This window comes from Streptomyces sp. NPDC007971, from assembly GCF_042958635.1.
Lineage (GTDB): Bacteria > Actinomycetota > Actinomycetes > Streptomycetales > Streptomycetaceae > Streptomyces.
Genome location: NZ_JBIBJK010000029.1, coordinates 43350 through 68076, shown reverse-complemented (window position 1 = coordinate 68076; position 24727 = coordinate 43350). Strand labels below are relative to the sequence as shown.

Annotated in this window: 24 protein-coding genes; 8 read left to right on the top strand and 16 right to left on the bottom strand. The window is 72.8% G+C overall.

Annotation, left to right across the window (positions count from 1 at the left end):
* The first annotated feature begins 114 nt into the window (after window positions 1–114).
* Complete coding sequence (locus ACFZCP_RS40835; RefSeq protein WP_391440804.1) at window positions 115–2511, top strand: M4 family metallopeptidase; 2397 nt, start codon at window positions 115–117, stop codon at window positions 2509–2511.
* A gap of 48 nt (window positions 2512–2559) precedes the next feature.
* Here ACFZCP_RS40835 and ACFZCP_RS40830 read toward each other — a convergent pair whose 3' ends face one another.
* The 3 genes from ACFZCP_RS40830 to ACFZCP_RS40820 form a co-directional block, all read right to left on the bottom strand.
* The gene (locus ACFZCP_RS40830; RefSeq protein WP_391440801.1) at window positions 2560–3759 is read right to left on the bottom strand and encodes a beta-1,3-glucanase family protein; all 1200 of its coding nucleotides are present in this window, start codon (window positions 3757–3759) and stop codon (window positions 2560–2562) included.
* 148 nt (window positions 3760–3907) lie between these two features.
* Complete coding sequence (locus ACFZCP_RS40825; RefSeq protein WP_391440798.1) at window positions 3908–4663, bottom strand: dienelactone hydrolase family protein; 756 nt, start codon at window positions 4661–4663, stop codon at window positions 3908–3910.
* Between the two features lie 110 nt (window positions 4664–4773).
* On the bottom strand, window positions 4774–5394 hold the full coding sequence (locus tag ACFZCP_RS40820) for an L-threonylcarbamoyladenylate synthase (protein WP_362696678.1): 621 nt from the start codon (window positions 5392–5394) through the stop codon (window positions 4774–4776).
* 221 nt (window positions 5395–5615) lie between these two features.
* Here ACFZCP_RS40820 and ACFZCP_RS40815 point away from each other — a divergent pair, with 221 nt between their 5' ends.
* Complete coding sequence (locus tag ACFZCP_RS40815) at window positions 5616–7157, top strand: helix-turn-helix domain-containing protein (RefSeq protein WP_391440788.1); 1542 nt, start codon at window positions 5616–5618, stop codon at window positions 7155–7157.
* Window positions 7158–7437: 280 nt separating this feature from the next.
* Here ACFZCP_RS40815 and ACFZCP_RS40810 read toward each other — a convergent pair whose 3' ends face one another.
* The gene (locus ACFZCP_RS40810) at window positions 7438–8688 is read right to left on the bottom strand and encodes a serine hydrolase (protein WP_391440782.1); all 1251 of its coding nucleotides are present in this window, start codon (window positions 8686–8688) and stop codon (window positions 7438–7440) included.
* A gap of 259 nt (window positions 8689–8947) precedes the next feature.
* Here ACFZCP_RS40810 and ACFZCP_RS40805 point away from each other — a divergent pair, with 259 nt between their 5' ends.
* Window positions 8948–9202, top strand: coding sequence for a hypothetical protein (locus ACFZCP_RS40805; protein ID WP_391440776.1), 255 nt, complete (start codon window positions 8948–8950; stop codon window positions 9200–9202).
* Between the two features lie 10 nt (window positions 9203–9212).
* On the opposite strand, the gene ACFZCP_RS40800 is transcribed toward ACFZCP_RS40805, so the two are convergent.
* Together ACFZCP_RS40800 and ACFZCP_RS40795 are read right to left on the bottom strand one after the other, a co-directional pair.
* Entirely contained in the window at window positions 9213–9680 is a 468-nt protein-coding gene (locus ACFZCP_RS40800) for a hypothetical protein (RefSeq protein ID WP_362696670.1), read from the bottom strand.
* A gap of 479 nt (window positions 9681–10159) precedes the next feature.
* Window positions 10160–11296 (bottom strand): SpoIIE family protein phosphatase, encoded by a 1137-nt coding sequence (locus ACFZCP_RS40795; RefSeq protein ID WP_391440768.1) that lies wholly within the window; start codon window positions 11294–11296, stop codon window positions 10160–10162.
* A 310-nt stretch (window positions 11297–11606) separates the two neighbouring features.
* Between ACFZCP_RS40795 and ACFZCP_RS40790 the strand changes: the two genes are divergently transcribed.
* The 3 genes from ACFZCP_RS40790 (at window position 11607) to ACFZCP_RS40780 (ending at window position 13355) form a co-directional block, all read left to right on the top strand.
* Window positions 11607–12515, top strand: coding sequence for a GNAT family N-acetyltransferase (locus ACFZCP_RS40790; protein ID WP_391440762.1), 909 nt, complete (start codon window positions 11607–11609; stop codon window positions 12513–12515).
* A gap of 44 nt (window positions 12516–12559) precedes the next feature.
* Window positions 12560–12886 carry a hypothetical protein gene (locus tag ACFZCP_RS40785; RefSeq protein ID WP_391440758.1) on the top strand — a complete coding sequence of 109 codons (327 nt, stop codon included), beginning with the start codon at window positions 12560–12562 and terminating at the stop codon, window positions 12884–12886.
* A gap of 76 nt (window positions 12887–12962) precedes the next feature.
* A complete protein-coding gene (locus ACFZCP_RS40780) occupies window positions 12963–13355 on the top strand; it encodes a hypothetical protein (RefSeq protein WP_391440753.1) in 393 nt (130 codons plus the stop codon).
* 243 nt (window positions 13356–13598) lie between these two features.
* Here ACFZCP_RS40780 and ACFZCP_RS40775 read toward each other — a convergent pair whose 3' ends face one another.
* The 8 genes from ACFZCP_RS40775 to ACFZCP_RS40740 form a co-directional block, all read right to left on the bottom strand.
* The gene (locus tag ACFZCP_RS40775) at window positions 13599–13841 is read right to left on the bottom strand and encodes a hypothetical protein (protein WP_391440750.1); all 243 of its coding nucleotides are present in this window, start codon (window positions 13839–13841) and stop codon (window positions 13599–13601) included.
* Window positions 13841–14242: a hypothetical protein gene (locus ACFZCP_RS40770; protein ID WP_391440735.1), complete on the bottom strand. Its 402-nt coding sequence runs from the start codon at window positions 14240–14242 to the stop codon at window positions 13841–13843. The genes ACFZCP_RS40775 and ACFZCP_RS40770 overlap by 1 nt, the downstream gene beginning before the upstream one ends.
* Window positions 14243–14297: 55 nt before the next feature.
* Window positions 14298–15761: an ATP-binding protein gene (locus ACFZCP_RS40765; RefSeq protein ID WP_391440731.1), complete on the bottom strand. Its 1464-nt coding sequence runs from the start codon at window positions 15759–15761 to the stop codon at window positions 14298–14300.
* A complete protein-coding gene (locus tag ACFZCP_RS40760; protein ID WP_391440728.1) occupies window positions 15758–16462 on the bottom strand; it encodes a response regulator in 705 nt (234 codons plus the stop codon). Before ACFZCP_RS40760 ends, ACFZCP_RS40765 begins: the two co-directional genes overlap by 4 nt.
* A 261-nt stretch (window positions 16463–16723) precedes the next feature.
* Window positions 16724–17614, bottom strand: coding sequence for a Gfo/Idh/MocA family oxidoreductase (locus ACFZCP_RS40755; RefSeq protein WP_391440718.1), 891 nt, complete (start codon window positions 17612–17614; stop codon window positions 16724–16726).
* A 35-nt stretch (window positions 17615–17649) separates the two neighbouring features.
* A complete protein-coding gene (gene tgmB / locus ACFZCP_RS40750; RefSeq protein WP_391440712.1) occupies window positions 17650–18633 on the bottom strand; it encodes an ATP-grasp ribosomal peptide maturase in 984 nt (327 codons plus the stop codon).
* Between the two features lie 17 nt (window positions 18634–18650).
* Window positions 18651–18842: a putative ATP-grasp-modified RiPP gene (tgmA, locus tag ACFZCP_RS40745; protein ID WP_391440707.1), complete on the bottom strand. Its 192-nt coding sequence runs from the start codon at window positions 18840–18842 to the stop codon at window positions 18651–18653.
* A 171-nt stretch (window positions 18843–19013) separates the two neighbouring features.
* Window positions 19014–19904 (bottom strand): fructosamine kinase family protein, encoded by an 891-nt coding sequence (locus ACFZCP_RS40740; RefSeq protein ID WP_391440702.1) that lies wholly within the window; start codon window positions 19902–19904, stop codon window positions 19014–19016.
* A 164-nt stretch (window positions 19905–20068) separates the two neighbouring features.
* Between ACFZCP_RS40740 and ACFZCP_RS40735 the strand changes: the two genes are divergently transcribed.
* Window positions 20069–20779: a tRNA-dependent cyclodipeptide synthase gene (locus tag ACFZCP_RS40735; protein ID WP_362696646.1), complete on the top strand. Its 711-nt coding sequence runs from the start codon at window positions 20069–20071 to the stop codon at window positions 20777–20779.
* Entirely contained in the window at window positions 20776–21984 is a 1209-nt protein-coding gene (locus ACFZCP_RS40730) for a cytochrome P450 (protein ID WP_391440697.1), read from the top strand. The genes ACFZCP_RS40735 and ACFZCP_RS40730 overlap by 4 nt, the downstream gene beginning before the upstream one ends.
* 153 nt (window positions 21985–22137) lie before the next feature.
* On the opposite strand, the gene ACFZCP_RS40725 is transcribed toward ACFZCP_RS40730, so the two are convergent.
* Window positions 22138–23052, bottom strand: a complete 915-nt coding sequence (locus ACFZCP_RS40725; protein WP_391440691.1) for a hypothetical protein — start codon at window positions 23050–23052, stop codon at window positions 22138–22140.
* A gap of 84 nt (window positions 23053–23136) precedes the next feature.
* Window positions 23137–24237, bottom strand: coding sequence for a hypothetical protein (locus ACFZCP_RS40720; protein WP_391440686.1), 1101 nt, complete (start codon window positions 24235–24237; stop codon window positions 23137–23139).
* Between the last annotated feature and the right edge of the window lie 490 nt (window positions 24238–24727).

The following is a 24727-nucleotide window of genomic DNA, read 5'->3' as shown; positions in this document are numbered from 1 at the left end:
ACGGTGTGTTCACGGACCTCGGTCCCCGCACAGCTCAGCTCGTTCCGGGCAGCACACCCGTCTGCCCGGTCTGTCACCGGCCGCGACCCGGCGGCCGCAGCAGGAGGAGTACGAGTGAGACGTCATCCCCACAGACGGGCCACGGTCGGAGCCGCACTGGTCTCCACGGCCGCCTTCCTCGCCGTCGGCATCCAGGCGGTTCCCGCGACCGCCAAGCCCGCGGGCCCCCACCCCAGCCCCCTCCGCGCCGGAGGCCTGGAGGCGAAACTCACCCCCGCCCAGCACTCCGCGCTGATCAAGAGCGCAAAGCAGCAGACCGCCGCCACCGCCCGCACCCTCGGACTCGGCGCGCAGGAGAAGCTGGTCGTCAAGGACGTCGTCAAGGACAACGACGGGACCCTGCACACCCGTTACGAGCGCACCTACGCCGGCCTGCCCGTCCTCGGCGGCGACCTCGTCGTCCACACCCCGCCCGCCTCCCTTGCCGCGGGCACCGTGAGCACGACGTACAACAACAAGCACCGGATCCAGGTCGCCTCCACCACCGCGGCCTTCACCAAGTCCGCCGCCGAGACCAAGGCGCTCAAGACAGCCAAGGCACTCGACGCGAAGAAGCCCACCACCGACAGCGCCCGCAAGGTGATCTGGGCCGGCAGCGGTACCCCGAAGCTCGCCTGGGAGACCGTGATCGGCGGCTTCCAGGACGACGGAACGCCCAGCCAGCTCCACGTCATCACCGACGCCACCACCGGCAAGGAGCTGCACCGCTACCAGGCGGTCAGGACCGGCATCGGCAACACCCAGTACAGCGGCCAGGTGTCGCTGACCACGACCCAGTCGGGGTCGAGCTACACGCTGACCGACGGGGCGCGCGGCGGCCACAAGACGTACAACCTGAACCACGGCTCCTCGGGCACCGGCACGCTGTTCTCCCAGACCAACGACACCTGGGGCAACGGCACCACGTCCAACGCGGCGACCGCGGGCGCGGACGCCCACTACGGCGCGGCGGAGACCTGGGACTTCTACAAGAACACCTTCGGCCGCAGCGGCATCAAGAACGACGGCGTCGGCGCCTACTCCCGCGTGCACTACGGCAACGCGTACGTGAACGCGTTCTGGGACGACAGCTGCTTCTGCATGACCTACGGCGACGGCTCCGGCAACAACGACCCGCTGACCGCGCTGGACGTCGCGGGCCACGAGATGAGCCACGGCGTCACCGCCAACACCGCGGGCCTGGAGTACACGGGTGAGTCCGGCGGCCTGAACGAGGCCACCAGCGACATCTTCGGCACCGGCGTGGAGTTCTACGCCAACAACAGCACCGACGTCGGCGACTACCTCATCGGCGAGAAGATCAACATCAACGGCGACGGCACCCCGCTGCGCTACATGGACAAGCCCAGCAAGGACGGCGGCTCCGCCGACTCCTGGTACTCGGGCGTCGGCAACCTCGACGTGCACTACTCCTCGGGGCCCGCGAACCACATGTTCTACCTGCTCTCCGAGGGCAGCGGCACCAAGGTCATCAACGGCGTCACGTACAACAGTCCCACCTCGGACGGGGTCGCCGTGACCGGCATCGGCCGGGCCGCCGCGCTGCAGATCTGGTACAAGGCGCTGACGTCGTACATGACGTCGAGCACCGACTACGCCGCCGCCCGTACCGCCGCGCTCAACGCGGCCGCCGCGCTCTACGGCACCAACTCCACCCAGTACGCCGGGGTGGGCAACGCCTTCGCCGGCATCAACGTCGGCAGTCACATAACCCTGCCCAGCAGCGGAGTGACCGTCACCAGCCCGGGCAGCCAGACCGCCACCGTCGGCACGCCGGTCAGTCTGCAGATCCAGGCGAGCAGCACCAACAGCGGTGCTCTCAGCTACAGCGCCACCGGCCTGCCGGCCGGCCTCTCGATCAACAGCTCGACCGGCCTGATCTCCGGCACACCCACCACCGCGGGCAACTCGAACACCACCGTCACGGTGACCGACTCCACCGGGGCGACCGGCACCGCGACCTTCGGCTGGACCGTCAGCTCCGGCGGCGGAGGCGGCTGCACGTCGAGCCAGCTGCTGGCCAACCCCGGCTTCGAGTCGGGCGGCACCGGCTGGACCGCGACCAGCGGGGTCATCACCACCGACAGCGGTGAGGCGGCCCACGGCGGCTCCTACAAGGCCTGGCTGGACGGCTACGGCAGGACGCACACCGACACCCTGTCCCAGTCGGTGACGATCCCCGCGGGCTGCAAGGCGACCCTGACCTTCTACCTGCACATCGACTCCGACGAGACCACCAGCAGCACTCAGTACGACAAGCTGACGGTGACCGCCGGTTCGAAGACCCTGGCGACGTACTCGAACCTCAACAAGGCCTCCGGCTACAGCCAGAAGTCCTTCGACCTGTCCTCGCTGGCGGGCTCGACGGTCACGCTGAAGTTCAACGGAGTCGAGGACTCCTCGCTCCAGACCAGCTTCGTCGTGGACGACACCGCCCTCACGACCGGCTGAGACATCCGCTGCGGTCCCGTACCCCGAGGGGTGCGGGACCGTGGCATGTCAGCCCAGCGGATCCAGCGTCAGATACGCCTGCTGCGGACTGCCGTCGTGGACCAGGGACTCGTGGTTGCCGACGTCGTCGAAGGCGAACGCGTACGCCCTGCCGTCGGCCGTCCGCGCGTGGATGGCGCGCGCGTACTGGTTGGTCACCGAGTCCTGGTAGAAGCCGGCCGCCGAGGTGTCCGGCTGGTCGGGGTTGACCAGCAGGGTCGAGCGGTTGAAACCGGCGCACAGGGTGCGCGAGATGGGTCCGCGCACCTGGTCGTTGGGCGCGTCGAGCAGCTTGTGGCAGCCGAAGATGCTGTCCGCGTCGGGCTTCTGGAAGCTGGTGACGACTGCGCCGGAGGAATCGGTGAAGTTCATGACGTTCCCCGAGACCCGGCCGTGGTACTTGGTGTTCGGCCGGTCGGTGAACGGCGTGACGGTCAGGGTCGCCGTCGCGTACTTCTGCCAGACCCGGTTGATGTAGTCGTCCATCACGTTCGCCGGCAGTGCCCCCGTCTCCACGCCGTACAGCGGCGACAGGGCGCGCAGCACGGTGCCGTCGGAGCGCGTCTGGATCAGCTTGGCCCAGCCGCCCGGCTGTGCGCGCAGGGCGTCGAAGAAGCCGGTGTAGCCGCCCGGCTTGAGATGCCCGGTGCTGCTGACACCGCCGTCGGAGCGCTGCACGCCGACGGCGTACGGCGCCGAGAACATGTCCACCTGGGTGCTGTTGAGCCACAGCCCGGAGTCGTTCAGCGTGTACTCCGACCAGTTGAACAGGGTGTCCCGGTTGGGGTCGGACGGATTCTGCACGGCCGGCTGCACGAGCCCGCCGGTGGTCAGCCTGAAGTCGAGTTTCCGGTCGTAGGAGAAGTAGATCCGGCCGGAGAACCTGGGGATCCGGATCGTCGTCGAGTGGCCGGCCGCCGGGCCGGCGATCGCCGCGTCCGGTGCGGGAGTCGGCGGGTTGCCGCCCGCCGGCCAGGCGTGGAAGGTGCCGTTCGCGTCGGCCCAGCCCTGTTGGCCCGAGGACAGCTGGGTGCCGAGGTCGTAGAGGTACACCGGGCCGGAGCGCCCCGAGTCGTTGGTGATCGTCAGTGTGAGGGTGTTGGGTGCGGCGGCACCCGCGTGGTCCGGTGCGGCCAGGGTGAGCAGTCCGCCGAGCAGGGCGGCCGCCGTCGCCAGCGGCAGAGCCCGGCGCGTGATCCTGGGGGGCACTCTCCACCTCCGTGTGGGGGTCGGGGTCGTACGGACTTGGTCCGTACCTTCGTGAGAGCGCTCTCAATGTTGCGGCTGGGTGCGAGCATGTCAATGAGTTGGACGGGATCCGGGCGGCGTCCGCCGTGCGGCGGACGCCCCGCGGACCTCAGAAGGTGCGCTTGAGCAGATCGAGCAGGGCCGCCCAGTGCCGCTCGTCGGCCTCGCGGCTGTAGGCGGGGGTGTCCGCCTGGGTGTAGCCGTGCGGAGCACCCGCGTAGACCTCGGTGCGGTGCCGCACGCCCGCGGCGGTGAGCGCCTCCTCCAGCCTGCGGATCTGCTCCTCGGGCATCGACTGGTCCTGGTCGGCGTGAGCGAAGTACAGCTCCGCGGTGATGCGCCCGGCGCCGAGGTGCGGGCTGTCCGGGGCATCGGTCGCCAGCCGTCCGCCGTGGAAGCCGGCCGCGGCGGCCACCCGCTCGGGGTGGGTGGCCGCGGTGCGCAGGGCCAGGCGGGCGCCCATGCAGTAACCGGTCAGCGCGACCGGCCCCTCGGCGACCAGGGGGCTGTCGGCGAGCCAGCCCAGAAAGGCGTCCGCGTCCCGCTCGGTCTGCTCGGGGGTGTGGGAGGCCATGACCGGGCCGATCCGCTCCCAGAGGGACGGGTCGGCGGACGGGTCGATGAACTCCGGAAGCTCCCCGATCGGCGTGCGGCCGTGCCGGTAGAAGACGTTCGGCACCAGGACGGTGTAGCCGGCGCCGGCGAGCCGGTCGGCCATCGCCCTCAGCTGCGGGCGCAGACCGTAGGCGTCCTGGTAGAGAAGGACACCCGGGTGAGGGCTCCCGTCCGCGGGGTGGGCGAGGTAGGCGTCGGCGGTGCCGTCCGCGGTCGGGATGTCGACGGCTGTTCCCTGAACGGCGGTCATGGTGAGGAGCCTCCTGAGGAATCAGCGGCGGGAGGCAGACGCCCTCCGGTGCTGTGTGTACGTCTCATGCTGCCACGCAAGATCCACACGGCACGGCCGGGAGTCCGCCTTCACTCGAAGCGCGTGGTGTCCCCGGCGCCGCGCCGCACGATCTCCGCCTCGCCGCCGGAGAAGTCGACGACGGTGGTCGGTTCGGTGCCGCACTCCCCGGAGTCGACCACCGCGTCCACCGCGTGGTCGAGCCGGTCCTTGATCTCCCAGCCCTGCGTCAAGGGCTCCTTCTCGTCCGGCAGCAGCAGCGTGCTGGACAGCAGCGGCTCGCCCAGCTCGTCCAGCAGCGCCTGGGTGACCACATGGTCGGGGATGCGCACGCCCACGGTCTTCTTCTTGGGGTGCTGCAGCATGCGCGGCACCTCGCGGGTGGCCGGCAGGATGAAGGTGTAGCTGCCGGGTGTCGACGCCTTGACGGCCCGGAACACGTCGTTGTCGACCCGCACGAACTGGCCGAGCTGCGCGAAGTCCCGGCACATCAGCGTGAAGTGGTGCCGGTCGTCCAGATGGCGGATCGAACGGATCCGGTCGATGCCGTCCCGGCTGCCCAGCCGGCAGCCCAGCGCGTAACAGGAGTCGGTCGGGTATGCGATGAGTGCCCCCGACCGCACCGCGTCGGCGATCTGGCCGATGCTGCGCGGCTGCGGGTTCTCGGGGTGCACGTCGAAGTACTTCGCCACCCGTCGAGCTTATGCCGTCTTCCGGTCTCGCGCGCGCAGCCCCCCGCGCGCCCTGTCGCGCGCCGCCGCGGTCGTACCGGCCCGACACAGCCGTGAGGCCTTGTCGCCGTGCCGCCGCCGGAGCAGCCATGCCCCGCGCACCAGGGGTGAACGGGAGGCGCATCTGGGGTAACGTCCCCGTCGAAAGCCGAGGTCAGCACGGAGACGAGGAGAACGGCGACGTGGCCGGCCGAGCAGACGAGGGCCCCCACGCCCCCCAGCCCCACGACAACGAGTCCGCCTGGGCCGAGCAGTTGCTCGACCAGTTGCGCCCCGGCGGCCGGGATCCGCGCCGGGTCGTCGCCTGGCTCGGGCGGACCGTCCGGGCAGTGGTCTGCCTCCAGGACGCGCACGGCGCCCTCCTGGCCGGCGACCGCGTGCCGCTCGACGCGGACCTGCTCGCCGACCTGGTCACCGGCCGGATCTCCGCGGCTGCCCTCCAGGACCGTGAACGCCACCTCCGGATGGTCCGCCTGCCGCACCCCGAACAGGACCCGGCGGCGGGCGCGGTGCTCGCCGTGGTCCGCCCGGAACCCTTCGACCGGCGCGCGGCCGAGATCGTCCACCACACCGCGGGCGTGCTCGAACTGCTGCTGAGGGAACGGAGACTGACGCAGTCCGGCCGCCGCCTGCAGCGGGCCACCGCCGACCTGCGGCTGGCCATCCTGCAACTGCTGATGGTGGAGGAGACCGTCTCCGCCCGCCGGGTGGCCGCGGGACTGTGGCCGGGTCTGCTGGAGGAGGACACCGCCCGGGTCTACGTCGTCGAGGGATCACCGGCCGAGCGGGACGCCCTCGCCCACGCCTGCGCCGACGCCCTCGGCGGCCAGGCGCTCGTCGTGCGCTGTCCCGCGATGGACGGGCACGTCATCGTCGTCAGCCCCATACCCGCGGCGCGGGAGAAACTGCGCTCCCTGGTCGACGGGCGGCCGGGCATCTTCCTCGGCGGCAGCCTCCGCCAGCGCCTCGCCCACACCGCCACGGCCTACGGGCAGGCCATCAGCGCCCTGGCCGTCGCCCGCTTCCGCCCGGACCAGTCGGCCGTCTACGCCGAACGCACCCACCCCGCACGGCTCATGGACCCGGACGCTCTGCGCGCCTGGTCCGCCGGCGTGCTGCGTCCCCTCGACACCCTGCCCCACCACATCCGCGCCGAACTGCTCGCCACCACCCGGCTCGGTCTGGAGTTCACCGCCGTGAGCGCGGCCAAGGTCCTCGGCGTCAGCCGCAACACCGTCCGCGCCCGTATGGACCGCGTCGAGACCCTGCTCGCCACCGACTTCTCCGACCTCGTCACCCGCGCCGCCGCCCACCTCGCGCTCAACACCGAAGCGGTGCAGGAACCCTACGACCCCGACGGTACGGTGCCGCACCCGTCGCCACGGGCCGGGCTCGGCGACCTGCTGGCCCTGCCCGCGCTGCGTGTCTGGGCGAAGGACCTGCTCGGGCGCCTGGACACGGACGGCCGCGACCTGCGCCGCACCCTGCGGGCCTGGATCGCCGCGGACTCGAACGCCGAACGCGCGGCCCGGGACCTCGGCGTCCACGCCCAGACCGTGCGCGAGCACGTCCGGGCCGCCGAACCGGTCCTGGAACGCCAGTTGCTTGCCTCGGGCAGCGATCTGTACGAGGTCGTCCTCGCCCACCTGGCCACCGGCTCCCTCGCCGTCCCTGCGCTCGACGGGGCGAACCGGGGTCAACCGGACTCACCTGTGCACGGATGAGCCCTCGCCCGCGGGGAGAGGGCACCGGCGCGATTCCCAGGGCCGTCCGGCCCACGTAAGTTCGGCACTCTGCGGGGCACGACCGGGACGGGGGTCCGGTCGGAGCCCCGCACCTGTGTCCGCGGCCCGGGTCGGGTTTCCACCCGGACCGGCATCTGGGTCGGGTGTCCACCCGGGCCGGCACGGCACCGGCGCCCACAGGCACCGGCACGGAAGCGGAACCGGAACCATGCCCCGGCGGACCGGCCACAGAGCGTGCGCATCGTGCCGGGGCGCGATCTCACCTGGCCGTCGGCTGGGTCGGCAGGTTGAAGACGTGGTCGGGCGAGACGATCTTCGTGATCGCCTCGCCGAACAGGGTGCTCGGTTCCTGGCCGTTGTGGTCGATGTCGGTGTTGAGGAGCACCACGAGGGTCGCCTGCGCCGCCGGCAGGTACACGGTCAGGGACTCGTAGCCCGGCAGCGAGCCGTTGTGGCCGATCCAGCCCTGCACATTGAAGATGCCGAGCCCGTACCCCGCGCCCGGTATGGGAGTCGCCGGTGTGACGAGTCGCTGCCTCTGTGTGGCGGGGCTGATCATCCAGCGTCCGTCCGGCAGTTGTCCCGTGGCCACCGTGCGCGCCCACACCCGCAGATCGTCCTGCTTCGAGATCATCGCGCCGGCCGCCCACCCCCAGGACGGGTTCCAGTCGGCCGTGTCCGCGACCTTGCCGTCTGCGGTCTGGTTCGTGTAGCCCTGCGCGTGCGGGCTGGGGAACTCCGCGCCGACCGGGAACAGCGTGTCCTTCATGCCTGCCGGGTCGAGGATGTTCCGCTGGATGTAGGTCCCGAGCGGCTGCCCGCTCTGCTTCTCGACCACCAGACCCAGCAGGATCAGATTGGTGTTGGAGTACGAGAACTTCTGCCCCGGCGGGAACAGCACCGGATGCTTGAAGGAATAGCCGAGCAGTTCCTCGGGTGTGAAGCGGCGCCGGGGGTCGGACGTGAGCGCCTTGAAGAAGCCGTCGTCCTCGGAGTAGTTGAACAGCCCGCTGCGCATGCCCGCCAGCTGCCGCAGCGTGATCGTGTCCCCGTTGGGGACACCGTCGACGTACTTGCCGATCGGGTCGTCCAGACCGACCTTGCCCTGGTCCACCAGTTGCAGCAGCGCCGTCACCGTGAACGTCTTGGTCTCGCTGCCGATCCGCATGTACAGGTTCGGCGTCATGTTCCGGCCGCTGCTCCTGTCCGCGACACCGTACGAGGCCACGTAGCTGCCCTGGTGCGGTGTCCAGATGCCGACCGTCACGCCCGGCACGTTCGCCTCGGTCATCACCTTCTGCACCGCGGCGTCGAGTTGGCGGGCCACGTCGGGGGTGAGGGTACGGACGGCCGGTCCCGAGGGAGAGGGACTGGGGGAGCCGGCGTCGACCGCCACGGGGCCCAGGACCGGAGCAGCACCTGCGGGAGCACCGGCGAGCGCCACCAGCAGCGTCCCCGCCGCGACGGCAACCACGGCCCCGCTGCGCAGGCGTGCGGACGAATGCGACATGGGCTGACTCCAAGCACGTGAGAGCCGAACGTGCGGTGGGCGAGACGTCGGAGCCCTGTTTGTCCAGCATAGGAGCGCGTTCCGAGCGGCGCCCGTCGGCCGGGACGGCCGCCACCGGCGCTCTCGCGGCCGTGGGCAGCCTGCTGCGGGCTGTTTGTCGGACGGGCGGAACGCCCCGTTCGAGGGGTGCGCTCACCCGACCCGGTGAGCGGGGGCCGGGCGGGGCTACCCCGGGCGCGTCCCGGACGTTGCCCCGGACATGAACCTCTTGGACTGCACGGCGCCGATGTACCAGACGGGATCGCTCCTCTTCAGGCGCCTGCCCTGTGTCGAGACCGCCCCGCGCGTCCACACCGCGGTGACCGGCGCCCTCAGAACCCGTGAGCCGATCTACGCCCAGCTGGTCGAGGAGTGGCAGGCGCAGGGGCGGACGGTCCCCGCCGAACCGGACGGCCTCTGGGCCGCCTTGGCCGGGCTCGCGCCGCGCACGCGGCCCGAATCCGAACGTTCCTGATCCGCTCCGGCTACTGCCCGCACAGCGGTGCGAGCACCGTCAGTGTGCCGTTGGCCTGCTGAAGGGCGGCCTCCAGCGGGCCGGGCGCATGCAGGGCGCCGGTGCCGTCCGGTGGGACCAGCCACTCCAGGAACCGGGCGGGCCGGTACGGCGGCGGCACGGAGACCCAGGCTCCCTTGGTCGCGTACCGCAGCCCGGCACCGATCCAGCCGCCGGACGGGTCCGGCGGCAGGAAGAACCCGACCCGCCCCGCGGCGGTGTCCACCAGGGTCGGCCCCGGCACGGGCCGGGAGGGCTGCCACAGCAGGTCCAGGGTGAGCAGGCCGAGCCGGGCGGGAACGCTCAGGACGTCCCAGAAGCGGCCCGCCTCCAGCAGTGCGACGCCCTCGCCGTGGTCCCACTCCCACTTGCAGGCGCGAGGGTCGGCCGCCGCCGCTGCCAGCCACTCCACGCCCCGCGTCCACATCGTGTTCGTCATGCACTGCTCCGGATGATCCTCGCTCGCCGGGCCCGAGGGCAGGGAACGGCCGTGACCGGGCACTCGGTGCGCCTGCACGCCAACCCGGCATATGCATGCTGGTAGATATTTCTACGGGACGGAAGGGGTGGCGCACCCTGGCGTTTTGGGCGATGTGTTCGAACTCCGGCACCGTGTTCCCCAGCACGCCTGTGGACCCCGCGGGCTCGGGCCCTGCGAGCCCGCTCATGGGCCGAGGCGGCAAGCCCTGCCGGCCCGCGAGAGCGTGTGCCCGCGGGAGCACCTCACCCTTTCTTCGGGGAGGTGGAGCGCCTTCTTCGGGGAGGTGGAGCGTCGGGTCGCCGGGGGAGCAGTGCGGCAGCTGCGCGTCCGCCGGGGAGGAGCCCGGCGGCCATACGTGCGTCGCGGAAGAGCGCAGTGGTCGGACGCCCGCGCGGAGGAGCGCAGTGGCCGGATGTCTGCGCGAACGAGCGCGGAGCTCAGACGTCCGCCGGGGAGGAGTGCGGCGGTCGGACGTCCGCCGGGGCGGGCGTCAGGACGAGCACGGTGGCGTCGTCGCGGACCTCGTAGCGCTGTCGCCCGAGGTCCGTCCACACGGCGTCGGCCAGTTCACCGGAGGCCGTGTCCGCGAGCACGGCCAGCCGCTCGGGCAGCGGATAGAAGGAGCCGGAGGCGTCCCGGGCCTCCCAGACCCCGTCGGAGGCCAGCAGCAGGCGATCGCCCGGCCCCAGCGGCACGGTGATCTCCTTGGGCGACTCGACGCCGACCAGGTTGAGGCCCAGCGGCGCCGCCCCCGCGACGGCCAGTTCCTCGGCCCGCCCGTCGTGCAGCAGCACCGGCGCCGGATGCCCGCAGACCACCACCCGCACCGCACGCGCGTCGGCCGTGAACTCCAGCAGCGCCGCCGTCGCGAACAGCTCCCCGTGGCGCACACCCGCCGCGTCGACCGCCAGCCTGCGATCCATCCGGGCCGCGACCGACTCCAGGTCCGGCTGGTCCAGCACCGCCTCCCGGAACGCGCCCAGCAGCGACACCACCGTCGCGACCGCCGCCAGGCCGTGCCCCCGTACGTCCCCCATCACCGCGCGGACGCCGTACGGCCCCTGCCGCACATCGAAGAAGTCCCCGCCGACCAGCGTCCCGTCCTGGGCGGCCCGGTAGAACCCGGCGCAGCCGATCGGCCCGAGCCGCTCCGGCAGCGGCGGCATCACGGCCCGCTGCACGGCCTCTCCGATGGCGCGCTCCGTGTCGAGCTGGGCGTCCCGGCGACTGCGTACATAGGACACGAACACGCTCAGCACGGCGACGAACACGATGGTGAGCAGATCGGTGTTGCCCGGACGGTTCAGATGGGTCGACGGCACGTTCAGCACCACGACGACCAGCGCACCCAGGGCGGCGGTGGCCAGCGGACCGTACGACAGGACGGCGAGCGGCGGGATCGCTCCCAGCAGGAATCCGAGATCGCTCGCGTGCGGGGTGACGACCGTGGCCGTGGTCACCGCCACCAGCAGCAGCACCGGGAGCACCCGCACCCACCGCGGCGGTGGTGCGCCCCGCAGCCAGCCGCGCTCCTCCCGGTTCCGACGCGACGACCAGCCGCGCACCGACTTCACACCCCCACGCTACGCCGCCGCCGCGGGCCGAGCCTCTCGCCGCCGTGCCGGCCCGGGCCGCCGTGCGCACGCGGGAGACGCCGCGCACGCGGGAAACGCGCGCAACGCCGCGCGCACCGCGGAAAACCCGTCGACGCCGCCCGGGCCGTCCGCCTACGGTGTGCAGCACGCCCGAGACGGACGGAAGGAGGCGAGCGTCATGCAGTGCACAGTCATCCAGCGCTCCCCCCTCCCCGTTCCGCGGGCGTACCACGTCTGACCCGACCGGGAGCGCTCCACGCCGTACGCGGCACGCATCCCGGAGGAATCCATGACCGCCCTGGTCGTCCGCACGCTCGACGAGAGCAGTGCTCATCTTTTCGACTCCATGCCCGACCCGCTGGGCCTGGGCGAACGGCACCGGCAGACCCGGTACCGCCCCGACTGGAAGCGGGTCGCCCTGCGCGAGGGCCGGGTCGTGGCCCGCGCCGCCTGGTGGGCCCGGCCCGAGGACCCCGAGCCGCTCCTGGTCAACTGGTTCGACGTGGCCGAGGGCGAGGAGGAGGCGGGAGCCGACCTCCTGCGTACGGCTCCCTGGCACCCCGAGGAACTGGACCTGGACCTCCCGTCCGGCTGGCGCGACGTCCCCGGCCTGCCGGCCGCGGTCGCCACCCGTGCCGCCGCCGCCCGCATGGCCGGATACGAACCGCTGGTCGAACGCTTCCTGTACCGCTGGACCCCCGAGCACGGCCTGCCGCGGCGGCCGGGGCGCCTCGTCTTCACCACCGAGCCGGACGACGCCGTCTTCTTCGACGCCCTGCGCCGCATCCACTCCGTCACCCTGGACGCGCACGCCCGCCGGGCCATCGAGCAGGGCGGAGTGGAGCGGGCGGCCCAGGAGGAGCTGGACATCTTCCGCTGGTTCCCGTCACCCCGCGAGTGGTGGCAGCTCGCACGCACGCCCGGGGGCGAGACCGTCGGCATCCACATTCCCGCCCGCAACCCGTCCGGCCCGTGCGTGGGTTTCATCGGCGTCCTGCCGGAACACCGCGGCCACGGCTACGCCTACGACCTCCTCGCCGAGTGCACCCACTTCCTCGTCGAACGCGGCGCCCCGTTCGTCGCCGGCGCCACCGACCAGGGCAATGTCCCGATGGCCGCGCACTTCACCAGGGCCGGATACCCCGTCGTACGGGAACGGATCAATTTCTGGGCCGACCGCGGTGTCAGTGCCGGGTGACATGCTGAAGGGGTGATCGACGGCGGCGGAGCGGGGGAGGGGCCATGGGGTTCGACGGCGCGGTGTGGTGCGTGCGCACGGAGGACGAGCCGGTCGGGGAGATCCTGATCGACGAGGCCGACTTCCCCTGGCTGGCAGGGCGGTTCGTCCCCGGCCCCGGCTTCGCCGCCGTCCGCGATCTCTTCGCCCGGGAGCTCGCCCTGGCGGACCGGGACGACGACGCGGGCTGGGAGGAATGGGAGTCCGCGTACGACGAGATACGGCGCCGCGTCGCGCTGTCCTCCCCGGACGGCCCGGTCCCCGAGTTCCTGCTGCACATCGAGGGGGACCGGGCGTGGTTCCGGTGGAGCGACGAGCCGTTCGCGGAATGAGGTCCACGACCGGCCGGCCGCTTGCGATCATGGAACTGCCGGACCCCGACGACACCCGAGAGGACCCCACCCGCACATGCGGCACACACCCAGGAACTGGAGCACGGAAGACATCTCCGATCTGTTCGAGCTGGACGAGGAACACGAGCGGGACGGCATGCAGACCGTCATCGCCTACCTCGGTGAGCTCGCGGACCGCGGGGTGAGCGTGGCGAGCGTCGAACGGGAGATCGACGCGAAGAGCGGCCTGATGATCGCCACCGCGCTCCGGCTGGGCGACGACCGTGTTCTCCGCGCGCATTTCCCCGCGGTGCCGCAGGCCTGGCTGCGCGGACGCGCCGACTTCGCCGAGGAGTGGCGGGTCTGGTGCCGGGACGAGACCGGCGAGATGTTCGTCCAGGGGGAGGGGTACCTGGACTGGACGCAGGCCGTGGAAGCCGGCGCCGGAGCGGCGCACGACCGTGCCTGAGACTGCGGTCTGCGGTCTGCGGTCTGGGGTCTGCGGTCTCAGGCACTGCGGTCTGCGCGGTCCGCGGTCCGCGGTCTGTGGTCTCAGGTCTGTGGTCTGCGGACTGACGGGGGGCGGGGGCGTGTACTCCCCGCGACCCCGCCCCCGTCAGGTCGAGCCGTTCCGTGTCGCAGCCAGGGGCAGCCCCACGAGGCGCTCTGATGCGGCACGGCGAGCCCACTCGACGCGGCCGCCGTGCCGCGGTCAGCGGTCGGTGTTGGCCGACGCGTCCCGGTCGGCGGCGGCTGCTGCCGACTCGGCCGCGTTCACCTTCTTCTCCATCTCCGCGTATCCCGACGGCGTGCCGGCCGGGGACATGGACGAAGAAGCGGTGCCAGGGGCGGACTTCGGGGAGTCGCCGTCGTTTCGGGCGCAGCCCGCGGTGAGGGCCACGAGCAGTGCCAGCGCCGGGACCGCGAGGGCCGCCGGCCGCCCCGGGATCCGCATCAGTTCGCCGCCTTGCCGCCGTCGTGGTCCTGGCACCACGTCTTGACGGCGGTCAGGTCCTTCTGCCGCTGCTGCAGGTTGGTGCGCAGCGACTTGCGGAAGTCCAGGCGGTTCTGGAGGTAGGTGGCGATTTCGGTGTGCCCGGCCTTCTTCGCGTTGTCGATGCGCTTCTGCAGCCGGGCCACGGAGCCGCGCCGCTCGACTCCGGCGTCCAGCCGCTTCAGGGCTCGCGCGATGTGCCGGTCGACCTTCGGCACCCGCTTGCACAGCGCCCGGGCCCCGTCGCCGGCCGGCTTCGCCGGCGTGCTGTCGGCCGCGTCCGCCGCCCCCGCCGTGCCCGCCAGCACAGCCGTCACGGCGAGCCCCGCGAGCAGCGTGCGCGTCCCTCGTCGTACGTACATCTGCCTCTCCGTTCACTTCCCGGACGGCCGTGTCGTCCGTCCGCCGCGACGGAGGTTAGGGACCGTCTTTGGGGAAATCCTGTGACCGGTTTGCCCGGGCTGTGCCGATCAGCCAGTCCCGTCGGCCGGGCAGCCCGCCGCCGCCCGGGGGCAGCCGCACCTCGAAGCGCGCCCCCACGCCGCCCGGCGGGTCCGTCACGGTGACGCTTCCCCGGTGCAGTGCCGCCTGCTGGGTGACGAGGGTGAGTCCGAGCCCGGAGCCCGCGCTGTCCACGCCCCGCTGGAACCGCTCGAAGATGCGGCCCCTGGCCTCGGGCGGTACGCCGGCCCCGCGGTCGTCCACCGTGATCAGGACCTGGTCCGCGCCGCCGGTCACGCCCACCCGCACCCACCCCGCGCCCCGCCCGTCACGGCCGTGGGCCAGGGCGTTGCCGAGGAGGTTGTCCAGCAGCAGCCGCAGGCCCGGCTCCCAGCCGTGCACGGTGAGACCGGGCGCCGCGTCGAGAGCGATGTCGGCGTCCGGAGCACGTCGGCGGGCCTCGGCCACGGCCGCGTCGGCCACGTCGGACAGTTCGATGTCCCGGAACGCCTCCGCCTCCACCAGATCGCCGCGCCCCAGCTCGCGCAGCATCACCAGCAGGCCCAGCAGCCGGGCGTGTTCGTGCCGCAGGTCGGCGAGGACCTCGGCGCGGTCGGGGTCGGGCAGGTCGGGGTGTCCGGCGAGGATGTCCAGATTGGTACCCATGCTCATCAGCGGGGTGCGCAACTCGTGCGAGGCCGCGGAGGAGAACGAGCGGGCGGTGTCCAGCGCCTCGGCGGTGCGTGCGGCCTGTTCGTCGTAGCGGGCGAGGACGGTCCGCAGGGTGGCTGCCAGTTCGTCGACCTCTGTCACTCCGGTGCGCCGCTGGTCGAGCCGGGCGCTGCTGGTGCGCGGATCGAGGCCCGCGGTGCGCCGGGTCAGCCGGCGCAGGGGTGCGCTAGCGGTGCCGGCCAGGCCCCAGGCGAGCAGGCCGGACAGGGGCGCGGCGAGCAGCGCGGTGAGCAGCACGCGGCGCCGGACGAGCCGGATCTGCGTGCGGTCGGCGGTGTCGGGCGCGAAGACCCACAGGGTGCCGGAGGCGTTGGTGGCCCGGAACGGCCGGGCCAGGGCTCGCCAGCTGCGCGGGCCGTCGTGGAGGGTGACCGGTCCGGCGGTGCGGACGGGCAGCTTCACCGAGGGGCCGGGCTGGGGGCCGCCGTTGAAGACCGTGTCCGGTCCGACGACCCGTATGCCGACGTCGAGGGCCGCGCTGAACAGCTGCCGCTCCCTGGTGTCCGCCGCCTTGGGCCGGTCGTGCTGCGAGGCTCGCAGCAGCGCCCGGGCGTCCGGGGCGACGGCCACCGCACGCCGGCGCAGGTGCTGGTCCTCGGCGCGGTGCAGATCACGGGCGACCAGCTGCAGCAGCAGCCAGCCGGACGCCAGGACCAGCAGCGGGACGGTGCAGCCGACGGCGATCCCTGTGCGGGTGGAGAGTCTCACGGCGTGTCCCGCTCTTCCCTGAGTACGAAGCCGACTCCGCGCACCGTGTGGACCAGCCGGCCGCGCCCCTGAGTCTCCAGCTTGCGCCGCAGATAGCTGACGAAGGTGTCGACGGCGTCGGTACGTACGTCGAAGTCGTAACCCCACACCCGTTCCAGCAGCTGGTCGCGGGTGAGGACCAGACCGGCGTTGCGGACCAGCACCTCCAGCAGCTCGAACTCCCGGCGGGTCAGGTCCAGCGGGTGGCCGTCGCGCTCGGCGGTCCGGGCCGCCGGATCGATCACCAGGCCGGCCACCCGCAGCGTCTCGGGGCCGGCCGGCGGACGCCTGCGCAGCAGGGCGTGCAGCCGCAGCACCAGTTCCTGCAGGGCGAACGGCTTGACGAGGTAGTCGTCGCCGCCCGCCTGCAGTCCGGCGATCCGGTCGGCGGTCTCGTCGAGCGCGGACAGCATGAGCACGGGCAGGAGGTGTCCGGCGTCCCGCAGCCGCGTGCACACCTCGATGCCGCTCATGCCGGGCATCGACACGTCCAGCACGAGGACGTCCGGTGGCGTCCGGTCGATCGCGGTGAGCGCCTGCGGCCCGTCGGCGGCGGTCCGCACCGCGAAGCCGTTCAGCCGCAGTCCGCGCTCCAGCGACCGCCGGATCGCCGCGTCGTCGTCGACGACCAGCACCGCGCCCGCGCGCACCGTCTCACCCATGCTCCCACCTCACCGTCCCGCAGGGTACGGCCCCTGTGACTCCGTCCCGCAGGGCAGGGCCCGCGTGAACGTCCCGTAGGGTACGGCCCCCGCGAACGTCCCGGCGGTGCCGGGGGTGTCCGGGGCGGCCCCCGGGCGCACCACAGTGTTCCGCCGTGCCCGGGGAGGCGGGCACGGCGCGGCTGGTCGTCTGCGGCGGAGCGCCCGGTGCAGCACAGCGATCCGCGGTGCCCGGGTCGGCGGCACGGCCGAGCGGGGCCCCTAGTCGGCCGGACTCCCGGTCAGTCGGGCCTGGGCCGTCGCCAGGATCTCGGTGACGCGGACGCCGAACGCGGCGTCGCAGGCGTGCGGGCGGCCGGTGCGGGCCGCGGCCGCCAGGGCGTCCGCCGCGCGGCCGAGCGCGGGCACCGCGCCCTCGGAGCTGCCCGGGAGCTGGGTCACCCCGGCCTCGCCCCGCAGCTCGACGTCGGCACCGGCCGCCGCGGGCGGCGCCGTCAGGCTCAGCGTGACGGTGCTCGACGCCCCGGTGGCATGGTCGAGGACCAGGTGCACGGTGTCCGAGGGACCGTAGGCCGCCGACAGGACCTGCCGCACGTCACCGAGGACCGGCAGGAGGACGGACAGGGCGTGCGGCCCGACGTCCCACAGTGCGCCCTTCTCGCGCCGCCACGGCGAGCCCGCGAACGGGCTGTCGCTCGTGAACACCGCCCCGAGCCACTGCGCCCGCGCCGTGAACCAGCCGGCCACGGCGGCCTGTTCGTCGATCCAGGCCTCCGGCTCCTTCTGGAAGCGGGTGGTGAAGAACACCACCGAGGCGACCTGGGCCCGCTCCGCCGCCTCGGCGACCGCCCGCGCCTCGGCGACCCCTACCGCCAACGGCTTGTCCAGCAGCAGATGACGGCCGGCCCGCGCCGCCCGCACCGCGAACTCGGCCTGCACGGACGGCGGCAGCGCCACCGCCACCGCGTCCACGTCGGCCAGCAGCGCGTCGACGTCGTCGTACGCCCGGACGCCGTACTGCTGTGCCAGCGCGGCCGCCGCCTCCGGGCGGCGGCCCCACACCCCGGCGAAGTCCAGGCCGGTGTGCCCGGCCAGGGCGGGAGCGTAGGCGGCCCGCGCCCACGGGCCCGTTCCCAGCAGTCCGATACGCATCTCGCGTTCCTCTCTCCGAACCGGTGACCCGGGCCTCACGATGCCGCGTTCCGCTCGCCGTCGAGGTACAGCTGTGCCGCACTCCCGTCTCCCGCGAGCCATCCGGCGATGGTCCCGGCGATCGGCTGGCCGGTGTCCATCTCGACGAACCCGAACTGGCCCGACTGGTTGCACTCCAGGAACCACCAGATCCCGTCCGTGTCCTCCGCGAAGTCGAAGGCGCCATAGGACAGATCGGCACCCTGCATGTAGCGGTGGACGGCCTCGGCGACGCGCGGAGGAACCTCCGCCGGCAGCCAGGGGGAGACCGACGGGGCGAAGCGGACGTCCACGTCGTCGGGGTGGGCGTCCGGGTCGGTCGGCTTGCGCGCGGCCAGCAGCCGTTCGCCGACGACGGTGAGCCGGATGTCGGCCCGTTTGGAGACCCGGCGCTGCAGCAGGGTCGGGCCGTAGGCGACGGCGGCGAAGTCGGTGTCCGGCGCGACCCGGCTGGTGGGCACCGCCCGTGGCGGTTCCTGCGGATGCGCGCCGGAGACGGGCTTGACCACCAGCTCCGGGAACCGCTCCGCGAACTCCCGGGCCGCCTGCGGAAACGTCGTGATCAGTGTCGCCGGCACGGCGAGTCCGCTGTTCTGGGCCAGCCGCAGCTGCCAGGGCTTGTGGCGGGCACGGCGGGCCGCGTCCGGGTGGTTCATCCAGCGCGCGTCGGTACAGCGCAGCATGCCGTAGAGCGCCTGGGAGGACTCCTCGGTCAGCCAGGCGGAGGGCTGCGCGGCGCGTACCGCCGCCTCCCCCGGCCTGCGCACCCAGATGGACCGCAGGCCGTTCATGCTCACCAGGCGCCCGCCGACGGACAGGTGTCCGCGGCAGGCGCCCTGCACGAACTCGCCCGACAGGGCCACCCCGTTGGTGAGATCGGCGGGGTCGAGCCGGACCACGGGCACGCCCGCGTCGGCCAGCCGGAGGACCACCATGTCCGCCGTCACGTCTTCTTCACTGGTCAGGATGAGCACGGTCATCTTGCACAGGCCCGCGTTCAGTCGTCGAAGTGAGTCTTGGACCCGGCCGTGGAGGTCGTTGTCCCCAGCGCTCTCAGGGTCTCGTGGTCAGTGGCGGCGATCCGACCGTCCGGGAGGACGTTCAACTGCAGTGCGGAGTCGTACGCGTACGGAGCGGTGACGTCCAACTGCACAGCGGGGCGCGCGTAGTTGAGCGTGAACGGTTGCATGATCTCTCCCTGATTCGGCTTTCACGTCCTTATACGAATCGAACGGGTGGTTGGTTTCCTTACACTCCGTAACCATGGTCCGGAGAGGGGTCGTTCGAGGCGTCAGCTAGGAGGACGTCGCCCCGGACGAGAGGAGTTGCGCGGTGCCGTTCATTCCGTGAAAGCTCCGCATCATTCCGCGAAGGCTCCGTGCGCCGCGGCGAGGGCCCGATCGGCATAGCCGCGACCGAAGAGCACCGTGTGCACCAGGAGGGGGAAGAGCTGGTGCAGGGCGACGCGCCGCCGCCAGCCGTCGGCCAGCGGCGCCGCCTCCTGGTATCCGGCCAGCACCCCGTCCAGATGCGGGCAGCCGAACAGCTGGAGCATCGCCAGGTCGGTCTCCCGGTGCCCGCCGTGCGCGGCCGGGTCGATGAGCCGGACCTCCCCGTCGGCGCCCCACAGCACATTGCCGTTCCACAGGTCGCCGTGCAGCCGCGCGGGAGGCTCGGGCGGTCCGGCGAGAGCCGGCAGCCGCTCACAGGCCCGCTCGATCACCGCGGCTTCCCCGGGCAGAAGGGTCCCGGCGTCGACGGCCGAGCGCAGGTACGGCAGCACGCGGTGCTCGGCGTACCAGGCGGGCCAGTCGGCTCCCGGCGCGTTGCGCATCGGTGCGAGGCCGATGTACGCCTCCTCGGGCCCGCCGGGCGGCGGCGCGCCGAACGAGGGTGCCCCGGACGCGTGCAGGGCCGCCAGGGCGTGGCCGAAACGCCGGGCCGCCTCGCCGTCGGGACGGCCGGTCTGTACGCGCTCGGTCACCATCCATCGCTCGTCATGGCCGAGCACCGCCGGTACCCGGACCGCGCCCGCCGCGCCGAGCCAGCGCAGCCCGGCCACCTCCGCCCGTACGGCACCGGGGGCCTCGCCGCGCTTGACCATCACCACCGCCCCGCCCTCCAGCGTCACTTCGGCGGGCGAGGCGGACTCCGCCCGCGCGCCCGCGACGCGGCGCCCGGTGAGCCGCGACGCCGCCCGTCCTGGACCTTCGCCTCGGTCGACCACGGCCCCAGCGTACGGCCCGTACATGAGGCCCTCCTGAGGGCGCTTCGACCGTTGATACGACTGTTTTCAGCCAAACCCAGACAGTTACTACCCGTGTTGATCCAGTACGGCTAGCGTGAGGGCGCCGCGTCGCCACACCAGGGGCACAGGGCCCTGCCGGGACTAGCGCGCGGCGGAGGGTTTCCCCCTTGACCACAGCATCCGTGCTGATGGCCGACGTCTTCGAGGTTCAGCCCTACACCTCCCACTGCGAAGTCATCTTCGGCGAGGGCGCGCACGCCGTCATCGGTGTGTCGCCCGGAAACAGCTACTTTTCCGCCCAACGCCTGCATGACCTCGCCCGCTGGGGGCTGCACCACTTCGACAGGGTCGACTTCGTCTACACCGACCTGTACGTGGCCGAGATGTACGAGGCATCCGGCTATGCGCCGGACGAGGCCCGCCGCAAGGCGGTGAAGAACCTGCGGGGCGTGCGCGCGAAGGTCCGGGACGCGGTCTCCCGGGCGGACCCGGAGGGCAAGCGGCTCGACTGGCAGCCCATGTCGGCCTTCCGCACCAACCCCGCCTACCAGGAGATCCACCGGCAGCTCAAGAGCCGCATGCAGGCGGACGGCGACTTCCGCGCCGTCTGCAACGCCCTGGTGAGCCGCTTCCTTTCGGCGCGCGGCGAGGAGGCCGACGAGCGGCAGCGCTCCGTGTGCCTGGAGTACGTCTGCGCCGAGGCGCCGCTCTTCCTCGACACCCCCGCCATCCTCAAGGTCCCGTCCTCGCTCAACTGCTACCACCAGCTGCTGCCGATGGCCGAGCTGTTGTACTCCCGCGGCGCCGGTCTGCGCGCCTCCCGCAACCAGGGCCACGCCGTCGTGACGCCCGCACCCCCGGAAGGAGCCGCGGCATGACCGCCGCCCCCGACATCCGCACGGCCCCGCCGCTGCTGGACTTCCCCTTCTCCTGGGACGGCACCCGCGTGCCCGCCGAGGTCGAGGACCTGCGCGCCGCCACCCCCGTACGGCGCGTGCGGACCATCGCCGGCGACGAGGCCTGGCTGGTGTCCTCCTACGAGTTGTGCCAGGAGGTCCTCAAGGACGACCGCTTCTCGCTCAAGGACACCTCCGCGCCCGGCGTGCCCCGCCAGTACGCGCTCACGATCCCGCCCGAGGTCGTCAACAACATGGGCAACATCACAGGCGCCGGACTGCGTCGGGCCGTGATGAAGGCGCTCAACCCCAAGGCGCCCGGCCTGACGGAGTGGCTGCGCGCCGAGGCCCACCGCCTGGTGGACCTGATGGCGGCCGACGGGCCGACGGTGGATCTGCGCGGGGCCTTCTGCGAGCCGTACTCGGCGGGCATGCACTGCCGTATCCTCGGCATCCCGCAGACCGAGGCCCCGGCCTTCCTGCGCAGCCTCGACATCGCCTTCATGAACGCGCCGTGCCCGGTCACCGGCGCGAAGATCAACTGGGACCGGGACATCGCCCGGATGTCCGCCCTGCTCGACGACCCGGCCACCCACGGCCTGATGGGAGAACTCGCCGCACTGCGCGAAGACCCCGAATACGCCCATCTGACCGACGAGATGCTCGCCACCGTCGGCGTCACGATGTTCGGCGCAGGCGTCATCTCCACCTCGGGCTTCCTTGCCATGGCCCTCGTCTACCTGCTCACCCACCCCATCGCCAGGGACCTGCTGCGCGACCGCCCCGACCTGACCGGCCCGGGCGTGGAGGAACTGCTGCGCGTCAACCTGTCCATCGGCGACGCCCTGCCGCGCCTCGCTCTGGAGGACGTCCTCCTCGGCGACGTCCGCATAGCCCGGGGCGAACTGGTCCTGGTCCTGGTGGAGGGCGCGAACCTCGACCCGGAGAAGTTCCCGGACCCGCACCGCTTCGACGTCCACCGTGACAACACCGCCGACCACCTCTCCTTCGGCGGCGGCGCCCACTACTGCCCCGCGACCGCCCTGGGCCGCGCGCACGCCCGGATCGCCCTGGAGGTCCTGCTGGACCGCCTGCCGGAACTGGCGCTCGCCGTGCCGCCCGGCCAACTCGTGTGGCGCACCGGCTTCATGAAGCGGATCCCCGAACGGCTGCCGGTGACCTGGTAGCCGCACCCCTGCCGGTGACCCGGCGGCCGCACCCCTGCCGTTGACCCGGCAGTCGAACGGCTGCCGTCGACCCTGCAGCCCGAAGGCGCTCCGCACGTCCGTACGGCGTCCCCGGCCCGGCACCCCGGGCGGGGACGCCGACGTACGCGGCCCTCACCGGCCGGCGACCCGCCCTCCGGTCAGTCCCACCGGATTGCCGGCCGGCAGCAGCCCCGCGTCCCCGACCGTGCGGGCCAGCGGCTCCAGCAACCCGGCGAGGCGCGCCGTCCGCTGCGCGCCCAGTGCGGTCCACGGCCGCTCGGCCGCCTCGTCCGTCCGTGCCTCGACGCCCGCGCGGGCCGTCACGCCCGCAGGGGTCAGCGCCCCGTCGTCGGCGAGGAGGCCCCGCTCGCGCAGGGCGGTCCCGGCGGCCGCCCAGTCCTCCGCCTCCCACTTGCGGGTCTCCCGGAGGAAGGCCCCGTCCGACTCCCCGGCGGCCGCCTTGAGCACCATGGCCTCCACGGGTCCGATGCCCTGGCCCACCAGGGCCGCGACATGCCCGTCGCCCCGGTGCTCGCGCAAGGTCGTCAGGGCCTGCCACAGCCGCGCGGCCGGCCGTTCGGGGCGCTCCAGCGCCTGGTTCGCGGCGGCCAGGACCCGCCCCGGTGTGTCCGCCGCGCAGGCCGCCTCCCACGCGAGATCGGCCGCCTCCGTGAACTGCGCCGACCCCACCGTCTCCGGCCCGAACAGGCGGGTCATCGCCGCGTCCATGGCCTCCCACCGGGCCGCCAGTACGTCCGCCGGATCCGCGTGTCCCCAGGCGTCGGGCAGCGCCCGGGCCACCCGCGCCGGGTGGAAGACGTAGAAGCAACTCGTCACCACCGCCGGGGACACCGCACCCAGCGGGGCCGCCCGCAGGGCGAAGTACCCCATCCAGAAGCCGCGCATCCCGAGCCGGTCCGCCGCCTGCCGCGCCTCGGGCGCGAAGTACACCAGATCGTGCACCGGCTCGTACCGCTCCCACATGTCCCGTGCCGTTCCGCCCGCCACTGCTTCCTCCCACCGCGTCGGCTGCACCGTTGTCGGCATCAGCCTGCGTTATGACTGTCGTCATAACAAGCGGGTTCGGGCGGTCGTCGCCGTCCTGCCGCACTCCGCCGCCGCCGGGGGCGGTCACGGGGGCAGGGTCTGCATCCGGCCGACGGCATTGCCGGACAGCTCCGTGAACCACACCCCGCGATCGGGACCGGCGGTGATGCGGAACGGCACCGTGTCCGCGCCGTCCTTCACCGGGTAGACGGCGACGCCCCCGCTCGCGCCGACCCGACCGATCCGCCCGGCCTGGTCGGCGTACCACACCTGGCCGTCCGGCCCGACGGCGATGCCGCTCGGGCTGCTGTCCGGGTCGGGCAGCGGGAACCGGGTGACGCGTCCGGCGGGGTCGATCCGGGCGACCGCGTTCGCGTCGGACGCGGTGAACCACATTCCGCCGGGGCCGGCGACGATGTCGTCGGGGAAGCCGGAGCCGGCGGGCAGCGGGAACTCGGTGATCCGGCCGGTGCCGTCGATCCGTCCGATCCGCCGGCCGGTCAGCTCGGTGAACCACAGGGCGCCGTCCGTGCCCGCGGCGACGGAGAGGGGAGAGGCGTCCGGGGTGGGCACCGGGTACTCGGTGACGCGGCCGGACGGGGTGATGCGGCCGATCCGGTTTCCGTCCTCCTCGGTGAACCACAGGGCGCCGTCCGGTCCGGCCGCGATCCCGGCCGGGAAGCCGTCCGCCGTCGGCACCGGGAACTCGCTCAGGTGCCCGTCGGTGGTGATCCGGCCGATCCTGTTCGCGTTCCCCTCGGTGAACCACAGCGCGCGGTCGGGGCCCGTGGTGACGGCCAGAGGCAGGCTGTCCGGGCTGGACGTGGGGAAGTCGGTCGTGCTTCCCTCGACGGTGATCCGCCCGATCCGGCCTGCTCCGGACGCCGCGAACCACAGGGCGCCGTCCGGTCCGGTGGTGATGCCGGAGGGCAGCGCGTCGGCCGCGGTGGTGATCGGATACTCCGTCACATCGCCGACGCCGACGCCGACGCCGACGCCGACGCCGACGCCGACGCCGACGCCGACGCCGAAACCGGAAGCGAAAGCGGAAGTGGAAGTGGCAGGCGCTGTGGCTGTGGCATCGGCCTGGGTAGGGACGGCGACCGCGGTCACGCCGATCAGGGCGCCCAGAGACACCGTGAGGACGCGGTGGGCTGCGCGCCCGGGCAAGGCTGCTCCGGACATGGGGCGGCCCCTTCTCGGCAGGGCGGGGTTCAGAGCCACTGCCGGCAGGTGATGGATCGTCGGATCGGACCGGAGCATGGTCGGATACGGACCGGATCGTCGGATGCAGACCGGGAGATCATCGGATTCAGGCCAGGGGATGCGTGTGCTTGGGGCGGGGAGATCGTCTGCCTCAGGCTAGAAGCGTCCGTTCCGTCCTACGACCGGACCGGCCCGGAAGGGGGACGGGGCCAGGGCGCGGTCGGCTCCGCTGCACGGTCGGCTCCCGGATCCGCACAGCGCGCTGCCGCCACCGCGCCCGGCCGACCGCCGCCGGTGCGAGCGGACCCGGCAGGGCGAACAGGGCTCCGACGACGTACCAGCCGGGCCGACTTTCACTCGGTGCACAGCGCGATCGGCAGCCCCGGGCCGACCGCATCGGCGAGTCCGACACCCAGCCGCCGCACGGCGCGCGACCGGGTGACAAAGGACTGGTCCGGCCGGGGGCGCT

Excerpts from the sequence above, each read along its gene's own strand:
- tgmA (WP_391440707.1), bottom strand. The coding sequence starts at position 18,842 with ATGCAACCGTTCACGCTCAACTACGCGCGCCCCGCTGTGCAGTTGGAC.
- tgmB (WP_391440712.1), bottom strand. The coding sequence starts at position 18,633 with ATGACCGTGCTCATCCTGACCAGTGAAGAAGACGTGACGGCGGACATG.
- ACFZCP_RS40790 (WP_391440762.1), top strand. The coding sequence starts at position 11,607 with ATGACCGCCCTGGTCGTCCGCACGCTCGACGAGAGCAGTGCTCATCTT.
- ACFZCP_RS40770 (WP_391440735.1), bottom strand. The coding sequence starts at position 14,242 with ATGTACGTACGACGAGGGACGCGCACGCTGCTCGCGGGGCTCGCCGTG.
- ACFZCP_RS40740 (WP_391440702.1), bottom strand. The coding sequence starts at position 19,904 with ATGTACGGGCCGTACGCTGGGGCCGTGGTCGACCGAGGCGAAGGTCCA.
- ACFZCP_RS40720 (WP_391440686.1), bottom strand. The coding sequence starts at position 24,237 with ATGTCCGGAGCAGCCTTGCCCGGGCGCGCAGCCCACCGCGTCCTCACG.
- ACFZCP_RS40780 (WP_391440753.1), top strand. The coding sequence starts at position 12,963 with ATGCGGCACACACCCAGGAACTGGAGCACGGAAGACATCTCCGATCTG.
- ACFZCP_RS40730 (WP_391440697.1), top strand. The coding sequence starts at position 20,776 with ATGACCGCCGCCCCCGACATCCGCACGGCCCCGCCGCTGCTGGACTTC.
- ACFZCP_RS40785 (WP_391440758.1), top strand. The coding sequence starts at position 12,560 with ATGGGGTTCGACGGCGCGGTGTGGTGCGTGCGCACGGAGGACGAGCCG.
- ACFZCP_RS40805 (WP_391440776.1), top strand. The coding sequence starts at position 8,948 with ATGAACCTCTTGGACTGCACGGCGCCGATGTACCAGACGGGATCGCTC.
- ACFZCP_RS40775 (WP_391440750.1), bottom strand. The coding sequence starts at position 13,841 with ATGCGGATCCCGGGGCGGCCGGCGGCCCTCGCGGTCCCGGCGCTGGCA.
- ACFZCP_RS40760 (WP_391440728.1), bottom strand. The coding sequence starts at position 16,462 with ATGGGTGAGACGGTGCGCGCGGGCGCGGTGCTGGTCGTCGACGACGAC.
- ACFZCP_RS40755 (WP_391440718.1), bottom strand. The coding sequence starts at position 17,614 with ATGCGTATCGGACTGCTGGGAACGGGCCCGTGGGCGCGGGCCGCCTAC.
- ACFZCP_RS40810 (WP_391440782.1), bottom strand. The coding sequence starts at position 8,688 with ATGTCGCATTCGTCCGCACGCCTGCGCAGCGGGGCCGTGGTTGCCGTC.
- ACFZCP_RS40800 (WP_362696670.1), bottom strand. The coding sequence starts at position 9,680 with ATGACGAACACGATGTGGACGCGGGGCGTGGAGTGGCTGGCAGCGGCG.
- ACFZCP_RS40725 (WP_391440691.1), bottom strand. The coding sequence starts at position 23,052 with ATGCCGACAACGGTGCAGCCGACGCGGTGGGAGGAAGCAGTGGCGGGC.
- ACFZCP_RS40825 (WP_391440798.1), bottom strand. The coding sequence starts at position 4,663 with ATGACCGCCGTTCAGGGAACAGCCGTCGACATCCCGACCGCGGACGGC.